General features: G+C 67.2%; 12 protein-coding genes. 5 read left to right on the top strand and 7 right to left on the bottom strand.

Going from position 1 to position 14,193, the window contains the following annotated elements; genetic code table 11:
- Positions 1 to 169 precede the first annotated feature (169 nt).
- Positions 170 to 1,822 carry an acyl-CoA synthetase gene (locus DIE13_RS04885; RefSeq protein WP_124826083.1) on the top strand — a complete coding sequence of 551 codons (1,653 nt, stop codon included), beginning with the start codon at positions 170 to 172 and terminating at the stop codon, positions 1,820 to 1,822.
- Between the two features lie 111 nt (positions 1,823 to 1,933).
- Here the strand turns inward: DIE13_RS04885 and DIE13_RS04880 are convergent, their stop codons facing one another.
- The 5 genes from DIE13_RS04880 to DIE13_RS04860 all read right to left on the bottom strand — a co-directional run bounded on the left by DIE13_RS04880 (position 1,934) and on the right by DIE13_RS04860 (position 5,041).
- The gene (locus DIE13_RS04880) at positions 1,934 to 2,248 is read right to left on the bottom strand and encodes a HigA family addiction module antitoxin (protein WP_124826082.1); all 315 of its coding nucleotides are present in this window, start codon (positions 2,246 to 2,248) and stop codon (positions 1,934 to 1,936) included.
- A gap of 12 nt (positions 2,249 to 2,260) precedes the next feature.
- The gene (locus DIE13_RS04875; protein WP_175760345.1) at positions 2,261 to 2,452 is read right to left on the bottom strand and encodes a type II toxin-antitoxin system RelE/ParE family toxin; all 192 of its coding nucleotides are present in this window, start codon (positions 2,450 to 2,452) and stop codon (positions 2,261 to 2,263) included.
- Positions 2,453 to 2,613: 161 nt separating this feature from the next.
- Entirely contained in the window at positions 2,614 to 3,045 is a 432-nt protein-coding gene (locus tag DIE13_RS04870; protein ID WP_096499311.1) for a YqaA family protein, read from the bottom strand.
- Between the two features lie 37 nt (positions 3,046 to 3,082).
- Positions 3,083 to 4,258, bottom strand: a complete 1,176-nt coding sequence (gene kch / locus DIE13_RS04865) for a voltage-gated potassium channel protein (RefSeq protein WP_124826081.1) — start codon at positions 4,256 to 4,258, stop codon at positions 3,083 to 3,085.
- Positions 4,259 to 4,390: 132 nt separating this feature from the next.
- Positions 4,391 to 5,041, bottom strand: a complete 651-nt coding sequence (locus tag DIE13_RS04860) for a LysE family translocator (RefSeq protein WP_124826080.1) — start codon at positions 5,039 to 5,041, stop codon at positions 4,391 to 4,393.
- Between the two features lie 286 nt (positions 5,042 to 5,327).
- On the opposite strand from DIE13_RS04860, the gene DIE13_RS04855 reads away from it, so the two are divergent.
- Positions 5,328 to 5,810, top strand: coding sequence for an Lrp/AsnC family transcriptional regulator (locus tag DIE13_RS04855; RefSeq protein ID WP_096498814.1), 483 nt, complete (start codon positions 5,328 to 5,330; stop codon positions 5,808 to 5,810).
- 702 nt (positions 5,811 to 6,512) lie between these two features.
- On the opposite strand, the gene DIE13_RS04845 is transcribed toward DIE13_RS04855, so the two are convergent.
- A complete protein-coding gene (locus DIE13_RS04845; protein WP_124826078.1) occupies positions 6,513 to 8,165 on the bottom strand; it encodes an IclR family transcriptional regulator in 1,653 nt (550 codons plus the stop codon).
- 177 nt (positions 8,166 to 8,342) lie between these two features.
- On the opposite strand from DIE13_RS04845, the gene DIE13_RS04840 reads away from it, so the two are divergent.
- From DIE13_RS04840 to DIE13_RS04830, 3 genes are all read left to right on the top strand, one after another.
- Positions 8,343 to 9,302: an MBL fold metallo-hydrolase gene (locus DIE13_RS04840; protein WP_124826077.1), complete on the top strand. Its 960-nt coding sequence runs from the start codon at positions 8,343 to 8,345 to the stop codon at positions 9,300 to 9,302.
- A gap of 182 nt (positions 9,303 to 9,484) precedes the next feature.
- The gene (locus tag DIE13_RS04835) at positions 9,485 to 10,864 is read left to right on the top strand and encodes an MFS transporter (RefSeq protein ID WP_124826076.1); all 1,380 of its coding nucleotides are present in this window, start codon (positions 9,485 to 9,487) and stop codon (positions 10,862 to 10,864) included.
- Positions 10,865 to 10,960: 96 nt separating this feature from the next.
- On the top strand, positions 10,961 to 12,304 hold the full coding sequence (locus DIE13_RS04830) for an MFS transporter (RefSeq protein WP_124826075.1): 1,344 nt from the start codon (positions 10,961 to 10,963) through the stop codon (positions 12,302 to 12,304).
- Between the two features lie 28 nt (positions 12,305 to 12,332).
- Here the strand turns inward: DIE13_RS04830 and DIE13_RS04825 are convergent, their stop codons facing one another.
- Positions 12,333 to 14,123, bottom strand: coding sequence for a sensor domain-containing diguanylate cyclase (locus DIE13_RS04825; RefSeq protein ID WP_124826074.1), 1,791 nt, complete (start codon positions 14,121 to 14,123; stop codon positions 12,333 to 12,335).
- Between the last annotated feature and the right edge of the window lie 70 nt (positions 14,124 to 14,193).

The following is a 14,193-nucleotide window of genomic DNA, read 5'->3' as shown; positions in this document are numbered from 1 at the left end:
CACTCTGTCGTTTCGATGACAGACGGCTCACAATAGCGCCCGTTAGGCTGTCGGCAATTGAACCACATCAAGACGAATCGGGGTGCATGCACTCCGGCTGAACACGAGACCGATGCATGCGCCGCGGCGTCGACGCACGCGCCGGTCGACAGAAACGGGAGACAGGATCATGACGCAGATGTTCGAGGCCGGACTCGGCCGCCGCGACGCCAACTACGTGCCGCTCACGCCGATCGACTTCCTGGTCCGCGCGGCCGAAGTCTACGGCGCGCGCCTGGCCATCGTGCACGGCGACGTGCGGCGCACGTGGGGCGAGACCTACACGCGCGCAAAGCAGCTTGCAAGCGCGCTCGCACAGGCCGGCGTTACGCGCGGCGACACGGTTGCGGCGCTGTTGCCCAACATCCCGGCGATGGTCGAGGCGCACTTCGGCGTGCCGATGGCCGGCGCGGTGCTCAACACCATCAACACGCGGCTCGACATTTCGTCGGTGCTGTTCATGCTGCGCCATGGCGAGGCGAAGGTGCTGATCGTCGACACCGAATACGCGGATCTCGCACATCGCGCGGCGCTCGAGGTGCCGGGCCTGAAGATCGTCAGCGTCGCCGACGCGATGCCGGCCGACCCCGCGCGCTTCGCCGGCGCGACCGACTACGAAGCGTTCGTCGCGGGCGGCGACCCCGACTACGCATGGACGTCGCCCGCCGACGAATGGGATGCGATCGCGCTGAACTACACGTCCGGCACGACCGGCGACCCGAAGGGCGTCGTCTATCACCATCGCGGCGCGTATCTCGCGGCGATCAGCAACATCCTCGAATGGGACATGCCGAAGCACGCCGTGTATCTGTGGACGCTGCCGATGTTCCACTGCAACGGCTGGTGCTTCCCGTGGGCCGTCGCGGCGCGCGCGGGCGTGAACGTGTGCCTGCGCAAGTTCGATGCGAAGACGGTATTCGACCTGATCCGCCGCGAACGCATCACGCATTACTGCGGCGCGCCGATCGTGCAGAGCGCGATCGCGAATGCGCCGGCCGAGTACCGCGAAGGTATCGATCACACGGTGCACGCGATGGTCGCCGGTGCGGCGCCCGCACCGGCCGTGATCGCGAAGATGAAGGAGATCGGCTTCGACCTGCTGCACGTGTACGGGCTGACCGAGGTCTACGGCCCGGCGACCGTGTGCGCGAAGCAGGCGCACTGGGACGCGCTGCCCGACGACGAACGCGCGCGGCTCAATGCACGCCAGGGCGTGCGCTATCACCTGGAAGCGGGCGCGACGGTGCTCGACCCGGACACGATGGCGCCGGTGCCCGCCGACGGCGAGACGCTCGGCGAGATCATGTTCCGCGGCAACATCTGCATGAAGGGCTACCTGAAGAACCCGCACGCGACGGATGAAGCCTTCCACGGCGGCTGGTTCCATACGGGCGATCTCGGCGTGCTGACGCCGGACGGTTACATCCGCATCAAGGATCGCCGCAAGGACATCATCATTTCCGGCGGCGAGAACATCTCGAGCATCGAGGTCGAGGATGCGCTGTACCGCCATCCGGCCGTCGAGGTGGCGGCCGTGGTTGCGATGCCCGATCCGAAATGGGGCGAGGTGCCGTGCGCGTTCGTCGAGCTGCGCAACGGGATGAGCGCGACGGAGGAGGAGATCGTCGCGCACTGCAAGCAGCTGCTCGCGGGGTTCAAGGTGCCGAAGGTCGTGCGCTTCGGCGAGCTGCCGAAGACGTCGACCGGCAAGATCCAGAAATTCCAGCTGCGCAACGCGGTCGGATCGGACAAGGCGATCGATCTGGCGGGGGACAAGAAGTAAGCGACCGATGCGCACGCAGGCGCGTGACACCGGGACGACCGGCGGCCGACCGCCCAGTGACGGGCGCCGGTCGTCGAGAAGGAGCGCGGTGCGGCCTTGTACTTTGTGATGTCAGGCGTGGGCGAATTCTCGAGGCTCGATGCGTTTCCGGATCTCGCGGCCGTGGTCGCGCTCGGCGATTTTCAGGTCATAGGTGGCTTGCAGGTTCAGCCACGTTTGCGGATCGCCGCCAAAGTAACGGGCAAGGCGCAGCGCCGTATCGGCGGTGATGCCGCGCCGCTCACGGACGATATCGTTGATGCGGCCGGCCGTGACGCCAAGTGCGCCGGCCAACGCGTTCGCGCTCATGTCGAGCGGGATGAGGTAATCCTCACGAAGAATTTCGCCCGGATGGACCGGGCGCATACCGTTTTTGAACCGGGTCATGTCAAGCTCCATTCAGTGACAGTCGGCGATTTCCACATCGGACGGCCCGTCATTGCCCCATGTAAAGCACACACGCCATTGCCCGTTGATTCGGATACTGTACTGGCCAACACGATCGCCTTTCAGTGCCTCAAACCGGTTGCCCGGCGGTGATTTCATCGCATCCGGCGTCGCCGCGTTGTCGAGTTGCGTAAGACGACGCATTGCGATATCGGCAATGTCCCGTTTCGAAAAGCTGCCGTGCGTCTTTGCATTTGAACGATTGGATCATCGCCATATTTTATGCCGTTTATCGGTAAACGGTAAATCGGTCGCCGGCTGGCAAGACTCGTAAAAATCCATCCGGGCAATGTGCGTCGCGCACCTCAATGCACGACGAGCCACGCGATCACCAGATACCGGCCGACCTTCGCGATCGTGACGATCGCGAGGAAGGTCGGCAGCGGCTCGCGCAGCACGCCGGCAATCATCGTCAGCGGATCGCCGATCACCGGCGCCCAGCTCAGCAGCAGCGACCAGCGGCCATAGCGCCTGTACCAGCCCTCGGCGCGCGCGAGCGCGGCCGGCTTGACCGGAAACCAGCGGCGATCGCGGAAATGCTCGATGCCGCGGCCGAGCACCCAGTTGATCGCCGAGCCGGCGACGTTGCCGACGCTTGCGACCAGCACCAGCGCCCACACGGGCTCGCGCCCGGCGAGCAGCAGGCCGGCGAGCACGGCTTCGGACTGGAGCGGAAACAGGGTCGCGGCGACCATCGACACGGCGAACAGGCCGCCGTAGGTGAGCAATTCGGACATCGCGCGATTGTACCGGCCGCGCATCGGCCGGCGCCGGTCACGCGGCGTCGGCGGTGCCGAACAGCAGGTGCGAGATCACCGACTTGTCGACCGGTTCGTCGTTGAGCGTGCTCGCGAGCAGTTCGCCCGCGAGCTGCTGCGGCGAGAACACCATGTCGGGCTTCAGCAGGCGCAGCCGTTCGAGGTTGCGCTGCTGGTTCACGAGCGCCACCGTGCGCACCGCCGGTGCGATCTCGCGGATCGCGAGGATGATGAATGCGTTCTCTGCATCGTCGGAGCGCAGCGCGAGCACCGCGCGGGCCGTTGCCGCGCCGGCGCCTTCCAGCACCGCGTGGTCGGTGGCGTCCCCGACGATCAGGTCGGTCCCGCCCGCATAGTTGTGCTCGACGCCGGCCGGTACGATGACGGTCACGGCGTAGCCGCGCTTGCGCAGCCCGTCGTGCACCGCATGCGCGACAGGCGTCGCGCCGACGATCAGGAAATGATGCTTGCGGATCACGTTCGAAATGCCTCCCTTGACGATTCGTTTCAGATTGCCGCCGATCACCGGGCCGACGACCGCGCTGATCGACGTCGCGAACACCGTAATGCCGAGTACGATCACCGACGCGGTAAAGAGGCGCGCGGTAGGCGCGTGCGGAACGATGTCGCCGTAGCCGACCGTCGACATCGACACGATCGAGAAGTAGACAGCGGTGGCGAGATCGTGGATCGGCGGCGTGAATTCGTCGCCGAGATAGAGCACGCCGAAGGTCGCGTAGATCAGTAGCGACACGATGCTGAGCAGCGCGAACAGGCTGCTCGCGGCGACGCTCGCGCGGTCGAAGTGCCGCCAGTAATAGATCAGCGCGACGGCGAGCACGGCCGTGTAGACGAACACGGCATGACTGCGATAGCCGCCGACGATGCTGATCGCGGCGGCCGCGACCAGCAGCAGGATCGACAGCACCCATGCGACGCGTGCGCGCAGCACGATGCCGATGGCCATCGTTGCGAGACCGGCCGCGACGACGACCTGCGGCAACACGACGAGGCCCGCGTTGTCGACGAGGCTCAGCGCATCGGCGAGCCACGCATGATGGACACCGAGCTTCGCATGCGCGACGACGGGGCGCAGCACCATCAGTGCATCGAGCGCGAGGAGGAGAGCGAGATACCAGTGCAGGCCGATCGGCGCGAACAGGCGCCGCAGGCGGGTAGCGATGTGCTTCATGCGATCGCCCGGGCGGGCCGGGCATGTCCAAAGAGCCAGGCGCTACCCTAAAGCATTCCGCGACCGGCTGCTTTTTCGAGAGGTGTGGCGGGCGGCGCGGCACCCGCTGGCGCAGCTGCCCGGTCTTCGGCCTCAGTTCCAGCCGACCATGATCGCGCCCATCCCGACCAGCAGCCCGCCCGTCACGCGATTCATCGCGCGCATCCGCGCCGGCCGTTGCAACGCGCGGTTCAGCCGGTGCGAGAACAGTGCCATCGACGCGACGCCGCCGGCGAACAGCACCGCGAAGGTCGTCGCGAGCAGCAGGAACTGCAGGTTCAGGCTCCAGTCGGCGTTCGGGACGATGAACTGCGGAAAGAACGACGGAAAGAACAGCAGCGTCTTCGGATTCAGCCCGGACGTCGCCACGCCGCGCCAGAACAGCGCGCGCCCGGTGTCGGCATCGGATGCGGCAGCACCGGTTTCGGCCGACGCGGCAGGGGCAGGCGCGTTCGCCGGTGCGCGGCCGAGCCATTGCTTGCAGCCGAGCCAGACGAGGTATGCGGCGCCTGCCCAGCGCAGCACGGTCAATGCATGTTCGTTGAGATGGACCAGCGAATTCAGGCACAGCGCGGTCAGCGCGAGTTGCAGCAGCACGGCGAGCGTGCCGCCCCATACGCACGGTAGCGCGCGGCGCCAGCCGGTGCGCAGTGCCTGGTTCATCGTGAGGAGGTTGACGGGGCCGGGGGCGTAGATGAGAACGGCGGATGCAGCGAGGAACGACAGATAAAGCCTGAACGACATGACGGGATAGTACGGGAACAGGGAAGTCGGGCGCCGGCCCGGCAGCCGGATAGGCCGCGCGGGAGGCGGGGAATCGCATGCCTGCAGGTCCGGCGCCGCAACTCGTGATTGCGGCCGGGCGTCCCGGTGCGAAGGGGTTGTCGCGGGGAGCGTGCCGGACAGGAGGCATGGAGAAAATGTATCAAGCCAGCCAGTTAAAAGGCTTCCTGTTTTCCAGTAAAACAGGCCCGAAACAGGAATTCCGTTCAGATAGAATGCCGATTTTAAGTAGAAGATTCTTCCTGTCATGGCTACCCGCGAACGCTCGCCGAAAACCCTCGACAATCAGGACCGCAAGATCCTCGGTGCACTGCAAAAAAATGCACGTCTGTCGAACGCCGAACTGGCCGAACAGATCGGCATGTCGACCACCGCATGCTGGAACCGCACGCGGCAACTCGAACTCGACGGCTACATCGACGGGTACGTCGCGCTCGTCAACCAGAAGATGCTCGGCTACGCCGACATCGTGATCCTCGAAGTCACGCTCGACCGCCACGAGGACGACGCGCTGGCGCGCTTCGGCGCCGAACTCGCGGCCCTGCCCGAGGTGCTCGAGGCGTATCTCGTGTCGGGCGAATACGACTACTGGATCAAGGTCGCGGTGGATGGCACGGCCGGCTACGAACGTTTCCTGCGCGAGAAGCTTTACAGGATTTCGAGTATCCGCCACAGCCGCTCGATGTTCGCGCTGCGGTGCATGAAGGATGTGCCGTCGATTCAGGTCTGACGGGACAGCGTCGGGCCGACGATCCGTCGCGGTAACGATGGATTCGGCTGCGCTGAAAAAAGGCGGTGATCGGGCTGCACGACGCGTGTGCGCGGCCCTGAACCGTAGACGGGCGGGAACATGCCGACGGGGCCGGAAAACGGATGAATCTTCCGCGGCGCCCCGGCCAGGACCATGCGGCCCTGTTTCATGAGATTCGTCCGGCGCTCCGATGCCGGACGCGGCGGCCTTGCGGCGCGCGTCCTGGCACGCGGATCGGACCGGTCATCGTGCCGCCGGCCGGCGGCCAGTTGCCGCGCTTAGTGCGGCAGGCGTGCGTGCGCTTCAGCGATGACTTCGCAGTTTTCCAGGTGGAGCGCCCAAGCTTCTGCGATCAGCTCGCCAACACGTGCGAGCCAGCCAGCGGATTCGGTGGAACGGTTCGAAACATTAGACGTTTGCATGACGAAACCCCAGGTAAGTAGTGGATTAGGGATAACCCTAATCATAAAGAAACTTCCCCGCTTTGTGAAATGCGATTTCGTTATATGAGAATTACTGACATTCTCTGTTGCTGCTGCGCAACACAGAGCGCGCGTATGCGGATCGTCGTGGCGGGCAGGCGCGACGAGGCCGTGGCAAGCACGGCCTCGCATCGAGGAAATGGAACAAGGGAAGTCGGCCGGGGAGGACGAGCGGCGGTGGTGCGGCAGTAGCGGGCGATCAGGCGCCGATCCATCCGAACCGCCACGACAGCCGGCGCGTCGCCGCGAGCAGCGTATGCGCGAGCGCGCTGTCTGGTCCGCGCGGGAAGCCGCGCGACGAGCCGATGATCGCGATCACGAGCCGGATGCTGCCGGTGTGATCGAACACGGGCGCGGCGATCGTGCCGATGCCGGGCACCGGCGCGTCGAACGCAAAATCGAGTTCGTCCGCGCGGATCGCCGCAAGCCGCGCGCGAAACGCGTCGTCGACCTGTGCTGCGCCGCCGGCAAGGCGCACCGGCTCGTCGGCCAGCAACCCGGCCAGCACGTCGTCGGACATGCCGGCCGCGAAGATCCGGCCGATCGCCGTATTGACGAGCGACATCACGGTGCCGACTTGCAGGCTCACGTGCTGTGGCCGCGCCGATTCCTCGAGCCGGATCACGGTCGGCCCGAGCGGCCCGAGCGTCGCGGCCGCCACGCTCATGTCGGTCACCCCGGCGAGCGCGACGATTTCGGCTTCTGCATCGCGTGTCGGCGACACGCGTTGCATCGCGATCAGGCCGAGCGCCTGCGCGAGCGGGCCGCCGCCGAAGCAGCCCGCGTCGTCGCGGCTCAGCAGGCCAATTTTCTGAAGGCTCACCAGATGTGGAAACGCCTTGGCAGCCGGCATCCCGGCCGCCGCCGCGAGGTCGCGCAGCGGCAGCGCGCGGCCTGCGGACACGAGTGCGAGCAGCAGCTCGCCCGTGCTGTCGAGTGCATTGATGCCGCGTTGCGTCTTCGCGTCGTCGCCGAGCGCGGGCGGCACGCGCGGCGTGGCCGGCGCCGCGGCCGGCAGTGCCGGCAGCGCGTCGCGGCCCGCGTCGAGCGACGCCGTGGCCTGCCGCGCGGCGTCGCGCAACGCCGCCGCGATTGGGCCGTCCCAGCCGACGTCGATCGACCCGGTCGGACCGATCACGGTCAGCGCGAGTTGCAGGCGCCCGTCGGCATCCAGCACCGGCACGCACATCGCGCTGACGCCGGGGCTCGGCCGATCGACGCCGCGCTCGATTCCGCGCGCGCGGATCGCGTCGAGTTCGGCCTGCTGCGCGCGGGCATCGGAAGCCGGCTGCTCGCCTTCCGCGCCGGCGAGCGTGTCGCCCGCGCCGGCCTGGCTGGCCGCCATCGCATCGAGCTGCGCGGGATCGCCGAATGCGCGGAACACGCGGCCCGTGGCGGTCGTGTCCAGCGACATCACCGACCCGACGTGCAGGTTCACGTGCAGCGGATAGCCGCCGTGCTCGATGCGCACGATCGTCGGCCCGAGCACGCCAGGCACCGACAGCGCGACGCTCAGGCCCACCGTTTCCGCGAGCTGCGCCGCGTGCGGCAACGCCGCGCGGTAGGCCGGCTGGCGTTCGATCGACATCAGCCCGAGCCGCAGCGACAGCGGGCCCGGCTCGTAGTTGCCGGTGATCGCGTCGCGTTTGACGAGCGCGAGGCGCGTCAGGCTCACGAGATAGGTGTGCGCCTGCGCGCTCGACAAGTCGGCCGCGCCCGCCAGCTCCGACAGCCCGAGCGGCTTGCGCCGGCGCGCGAACGCGTCGAGCAGCCGGCCACCGACCTCGACGCTCTGGATGCCGCGCTGCGCCTTGGGCGGCGCGTCGTCTGCGCTGACTTCGTGGTTCTGCACGCGATGATTCTTCCGTTGACGAAACCCCGCATGGTATCCGACGCCATTTCCAGCGCCAGCCCACACGTTTACCCGCATTAGACAATAGCAAGTCTATTTGCCATTGACAAATATTTGGCGCGGGACGATGATCCGCTCACTCCCCTCAACACATGGCTCGCAGCCACGGAACGCAACATGGCCAAAGCATTCGCATCCCAAGCCGATCTGGAAGAGAAGAAGGTCACCTGGACGAAGCTGTCCGAGAACGCATACGCGTACACCGCCGAAGGCGACCCGAACTCGGGCGTGATCATCGGCGACGACAGCGTGCTGATCGTCGACACGACCGCGACGCCCGCGATGGCGCAGGACCTGATCGCGAAGATCCGCAGCGTGACGGACAAGCCGATCAAGCACGTGGTGCTGTCGCACTATCACGCGGTGCGTGTACTCGGCGCATCGGCCTATTTCGACGAAGGCGCGCAGCACGTGATCGCGAGCCGCGGCACGTACGAAATGATCGTCGAGCGCGGCGAGGCCGACATGAAGTCGGAGATCGAGCGCTTCCCGCGCCTGTTCGCGGGCGTCGAGACGGTGCCGGGCCTCACGTGGCCGACGCTCGTGTTCGAGCGCGAGATCACGCTGTTCCTCGGCAAGCTCGAAGTGAAGATCATGCACGTCGGCTCGGGCCATACGAAGGGCGACACGATCGTCTGGCTGCCGTCGCAAAAGGTGCTGTTCTCGGGCGACCTCGTCGAATACGACGCGGCCTGTTATTGCGGCGACGCGCAGCTCGAACAATGGCCGACCACGCTCGAGGCGCTGCGCGCGCTCGGCGCCGAGAAGCTCGTGCCGGGCCGCGGCCCCGCGCTGCTGAATCCGGCCGACGTGAACAAGGGCCTCGACTACACGAAGGATTTCGTGACGACGCTGCTCGCGCAGGGCCGCAAGGCGGTGGAGCGCAAGCTCGACCTGAAGGCGTCGATGGCGCTTACGCGCGAAGCGATGGACCCGAAGTTCGGACACGTGTTCATCTACGAACACTGCCTGCCGTTCGATGTGTCGCGCGCGTTCGACGAGGCGAGCGGCATCACGCATCCGCGCATCTGGACCGCGCAGCGCGACAAGGAAATGTGGGACGCGCTGCAGGACTGAGCGGGTCACGGCGGCGGGGCGTCCGGGCGGACGTCCCGCCGTTTTTCTGAAGGCTCGTGAATGGCGGCGGCGTTGTGCCGTGGTCCACGGCGCCGATTTCCGATCTCACAAGAAAGCAGGGCGCATGCACGCCCTCGGAGACTGCTGCGCGCTCGATTCGTGCAGCCCGTTTGGAGAGAGACATGCCCCGATCGCTTCCCGCCGAAGCGACGATCGCGCACCCGAGTGCCGCGGCGTCGACTTCCGCATACGAGACTTCCGCATATGCGTCCGGATCCGAATCCGGCGATGCGCTGCTGTTCCGCAAGATCGCATGGCGGATCGTGCCGTTCCTGTTCCTCTGCTACGTCGTGTCGTTCCTCGACCGCATCAACATCGGCTTCGCGCAGTTGCAGATGAAGCACGACCTCGGCTTCAGCGATGCGATGTACGGCCTCGGCGCCGCCGTGTTCTACGTCGGCTACGTGTTCTGCGAAGTACCGAGCAACATGCTGCTCGCACGCTTCGGCGCGCGCCGCACGTTCACGCGGATCATGCTGCTGTGGGGCCTCGCGTCGACAGGGATGATGTTCGTGTCGCAGCCGTCGCATTTCTACGTGCTGCGCTTCATGCTCGGCGTGTTCGAGGCCGGCTTCTTCCCCGGCATCGTGCTGTACCTGACCTACTGGTTCCCCGCGAACCGGCGCGCGGCGGCGATCTCGGTGTTCTTCGCGGGCGTCGCGGTCGCCGGCGTGCTCGGCGGCCTGATGTCGGGCTGGATCATGCGCGACATGAGCGGCGTGTTCGGCTTGCACGGCTGGCAGTGGATGTTCGCGATCGAAGGCGCGCCGGCCATCGTGCTCGCGTTCTTCGCGTTCACGTATCTGGTCGACCGGCCGCAGGATGCCGCGTGGCTCACGTCCGACGAAAAGGCGCGCGTGGCGGCCCTGTGCACGGAAAGCCGCACGCACGGCGCTGCGCACGACGCGCGCAGCGTGGCGGCCGCGCTCGCGAACCCGCGCGTCTACCTGTTCGCGTTCATCTATTTCGCGCTGACCTGCGCATCGCTGACGCTCAATTTCTGGATGCCGCTGATGATCCGCGACTTCGGCGTGACCGACGTCGTGGCCGTGAGCCTGTACACGGTCGTACCGAACGCGGTCGGCGCGGTGGGCCTGATCCTGATCGCGCGCCACTCGGACCGCACCGGCGAACGCCGCAAGCATTTCGCGTGCTGCACGATCGGCGGCGGGCTCGCGCTCGCTGCATTGACGCTGCATCTGCACAGCTTCGCGGCGATGCTCGCGTGCCTGTCGATCGCGGCGACGCTGATCTTCGCCGCGCTGCCGATCTTCTGGACCGTGCCGACCCGTTACCTGTCGGGCAACGAGGCCGCGGCCGGGATCGCGCTGATCAGCAGCATCGGGATCACGAGCGGCATCGTCAGCCCGTGGGTGATCGGGATGATCCGCACGCGCACCGGCAGCATGGATCTCGCCGTGTACCTGCTCGCCGCACTGCTCGCGCTGAGCGGCGCCGCGTTGATGCTCGGCGTGAAGGGCGATCCCGCGTCGCGCGACTGAACGCGGCCGGTCGCTGCCCGCGGGCGGCGGCGACCGGCGTTCGATTTTCCGGCCCGCATTCGTACCCAGTATTCGCATCCATCGAGGAGACGATCGATGTCAGCCCCTCTTCAGGCGGACGCCGCGCAAGCGGTCGCGTCCGGTTCCCGCGCATCGGACAACGACGCGCTGTATCGCCGCATCGGCATGCGGATCGTGCCGTTCCTGTTCATCTGCTACATCGTGTCGATCCTCGACCGCAGCAACATCGGCTTCGCGCAGTTGCAGATGCGGCAGGATCTCGGCCTGACGGACGCGATGTACAGCCTCGGCGCGGTGCTGTTCTTCGTCGGCTATGTGCTGTTCGAGGTGCCGAGCAACGCGCTGCTGCGCCGTTTCGGCGCGCGCCGGACGTTCGCGCGGATCATGTTCCTGTGGGGCGCGGTGTCGGTCGCGATGATCACCGTCGACAGCGCGAAGCATTTCTACGTGCTGCGCTTCCTGCTCGGGCTGTTCGAAGCCGGCTTCTTCCCGGGTGTCGTGTTCTACCTGACGTACTGGTATCCGGCGCGCCGGCGCGCGTCGGTGCTGTCGATCTTCTATGCGGGCGTCGCGGTGGCCGGGATGATAGGCGGGCTGCTGTCGGGCTGGCTGATGCGCGGGATGTCCGGCGTGCTCGGGCTGCACGGCTGGCAATGGATGTTCGCGATCGAAGGCGCGCCCGCGATCCTGCTCGGCGTGATCGCGTGGTTCTGGCTGTGCGACCGTCCCGAGCACGCGCACTGGCTGTCCGACGACGACCGGCAACGGCTGGCGGCCGACCTTGCCGCCGATCGCGCCGGCGCATCCGCGCATGTGGCGGGGTCGTTGCGGCAGGCGCTGGCCGAGCCGCGCACCTATCTGTTCGCGTTCATCTATTTCTCGCTGACGACCGCGCTGCTGATGCTGCTGTTCTGGATGCCGCTGATGATTCGCGAATTCGGGATTCACGACGTCGTGCGGATCAGCCTGCTGTCGATCGTGCCGAACGCGGTCGGCGCGGCCGGCCTGATCGCGATCGCGCGGCGTTCGGACCGCAAGCGCGAACGGCGCTGGCACTTCGCCGCGTGCGCGTTCGGCGGCGCGGTGGCGCTTGCGTTGCTGACGCTGCATCTGCAGAGCATCGTCGCGATGATGGCGCTGCTGTCGATCGCTGCAATGCTGATCTTCGCCGCGCATCCGGTGTTCTGGGCCGTGCCGTCCGCGTATTTCGCGGGCGCCGGCGCGGCCGGCGGGATCGCACTGATCAGCAGTATCGGCGTGTCGAGCGGGATGATCACGCCGTGGATCGTCGGGGTGATCCGCACGCGAACCGGCGGCATGGATCCGGCAATGCTGATGATCGCGGCGCTGCTGGCCGCATGCGCGGTCGCGATGCTGCTGGGCGTGCGCGCCACGCCGCGCGAGGCGGCGCAATCGTAGCGTTGGAGGCGTGAGCGACGGCGCGCGGTTACGCCTGATAGACCTCGATCCGGTTGCGGCCGTGCTCTTTCGCGGCATACAGCGCCTTGTCGGCACGCGACAGCGACTGGTACGCGCCGAAGTCGGTCATCCGCATCGCGTCGATCCCGATACTGACCGTCAGCGCGACGCGCTGATCCTCGTGCATGAGCCGCGTGTCGGCCGCGCGCTGCTGCACGCGCAGCGCGAGCGCGAACGCCGCGTCGACCCCCGAGCGCGGCAGCACGACCGCGAATTCCTCGCCTCCGATGCGCCCGACGATGCCGTCCGACCCGATCTCCGCGAGCAGCAGCCGCGCGAAATGGCGGAGCGCGCGGTCGCCGAGCGGATGGCCCCAGCGGTCGTTCAGCGCCTTGAAGTGGTCGAGATCGAGCATCAGCACCGCGGCGTCCTGGCCGGTCGCGCGCACGCCGCGCAACGCGGCCTCGCTTTGCCGCATGAACGCGTGGCGGTTCGACAACTGGGTCAGATGATCGGTCGTCGCCATCCGGTGCAGTTCGGCCTCGATGTGCTTGCGCTCCGTCGCGTCCGTGATGAAGCCGTGCCACACCGTGCCGCCGTCGGACGTGCGCTGCGGGCGCGCGTCGCCTTCACGCCAGCGCAGGCCCTGATCCGGCAGCATCACCCGATATTCGAGCCGCCACGGCGTCAGCCGCTCCGCCGACGCTTGCAGCGACTGACGGTACGCGGCCAGATCGGCCGGATGGATCCGGATTTCGACCGCATCCGCGTCGCGGGCGATCTGTTCGGGCGTCAGCTCGTAGATGTCGCGCACGCCGGCGCTCGCATACGAAAAGAAGCGGCGGCCGTCGGTCGCCTGGCGCAACTGGAACACGAGACCCGGCACCTGGTCGGTCAGGCTGGTGACGAGCGTGGCGGAATCGCGCAGCCGGTCGGCGAGCTCGCGCAGCGCGGTGATGTCGGTGGTCGTGCCGACCATGCGCAACGCGCGGCCGTTGTCGTCGCGCGCGATGACCTTGCCGCGGCTGCAGATCCATTTGTACGAGCCGTCCTTGCAGCGGATGCGGTGCTCGACCGCGTAGCTGTCGGTCCGGCTCTCGAAATGCGCGAGCATCGTCGCCTTCACGTCGTCGACGTCGTCCGGGTGCAGTCGCTCGTACGCGTCCTCGATGCGGCTGGTCAGCTCGTGCGGCGCGTAGCCGAGCAGCGCCTTCCATGCCGCCGAGTAATGAATTTCGCCGGTTTCCACGTTGCGATCCCAGACGCCGGTGCCGCTTTCCGTCAGCGCCAGCGTGGTCAGCGCACTGTGTTCCTCGATCGCGCCGAGCCTTTCCCGCAGCGCGGCTTCCGAGATTGCGCGGCCGATCGCACGTTCCGCCAGCGTGGCCAGATCGTCGAGGAGGGTGCGTTGCGCGATGTCGAGCGCGAAGTCGCCGTCGCTCACGACGCACAGCGCGCCGAGGCTCGCACCTTCGGGCGCGATCAGTTCGCAGGCTGCGGCGATGTGCGGTGCGTGACGCGCATGCGCGCTCGCATCGGGCGCGATGAATCGTCTGCCGACAGGCGACGCGTGGGCGACCTGCGGCGGGAACAACCTGGCAGGCAGCGACGCAGGCAGCGTTCCGTCGAACGCGAGCACGCATTGCGCGCCGGCCTCTCCGTGCACGACCAGCGCGCCGGCCGTGCCGGCCTGTGCACGTGCGATCCGGCACAGGGCCTCCAGCTCGGGTAACGGCGCAAACGCGGCCCGGCCATCGGCGGGCACGCGGGAAGAGCCAGGCGTATCGCCCGCCCCGGTGGTGAACATACGGAACCGCATGGTGGAATTTCGCAACGATCAATAGCGCCGATGATCGGACGAATGCCGGGGCGCTGCTCCGGAAACTGCA

Source organism: Burkholderia sp. Bp9016 (assembly GCF_003857765.1).
In the GTDB taxonomy this organism is placed as follows: Bacteria; Pseudomonadota; Gammaproteobacteria; order Burkholderiales; family Burkholderiaceae; genus Burkholderia.
Note: the sequence above shows the minus strand (reverse complement) of the source record. Positions and strands in the feature narration are given on the sequence as shown.

Coding starts and splice junctions, on each gene's coding strand:
- DIE13_RS04885 (WP_124826083.1), top strand. CDS start 170: ATGACGCAGATGTTCGAGGCCGGACTCGGCCGCCGCGACGCCAACTAC.
- DIE13_RS04880 (WP_124826082.1), bottom strand. CDS start 2,248: ATGACCCGGTTCAAAAACGGTATGCGCCCGGTCCATCCGGGCGAAATT.
- DIE13_RS04875 (WP_175760345.1), bottom strand. CDS start 2,452: ATGCGTCGTCTTACGCAACTCGACAACGCGGCGACGCCGGATGCGATG.
- DIE13_RS04870 (WP_096499311.1), bottom strand. CDS start 3,045: ATGTCCGAATTGCTCACCTACGGCGGCCTGTTCGCCGTGTCGATGGTC.
- kch (WP_124826081.1), bottom strand. CDS start 4,258: ATGAAGCACATCGCTACCCGCCTGCGGCGCCTGTTCGCGCCGATCGGC.
- DIE13_RS04860 (WP_124826080.1), bottom strand. CDS start 5,041: ATGTCGTTCAGGCTTTATCTGTCGTTCCTCGCTGCATCCGCCGTTCTC.
- DIE13_RS04855 (WP_096498814.1), top strand. CDS start 5,328: ATGGCTACCCGCGAACGCTCGCCGAAAACCCTCGACAATCAGGACCGC.
- DIE13_RS04840 (WP_124826077.1), top strand. CDS start 8,343: ATGGCCAAAGCATTCGCATCCCAAGCCGATCTGGAAGAGAAGAAGGTC.
- DIE13_RS04835 (WP_124826076.1), top strand. CDS start 9,485: ATGCCCCGATCGCTTCCCGCCGAAGCGACGATCGCGCACCCGAGTGCC.
- DIE13_RS04830 (WP_124826075.1), top strand. CDS start 10,961: ATGTCAGCCCCTCTTCAGGCGGACGCCGCGCAAGCGGTCGCGTCCGGT.
- DIE13_RS04825 (WP_124826074.1), bottom strand. CDS start 14,123: ATGCGGTTCCGTATGTTCACCACCGGGGCGGGCGATACGCCTGGCTCT.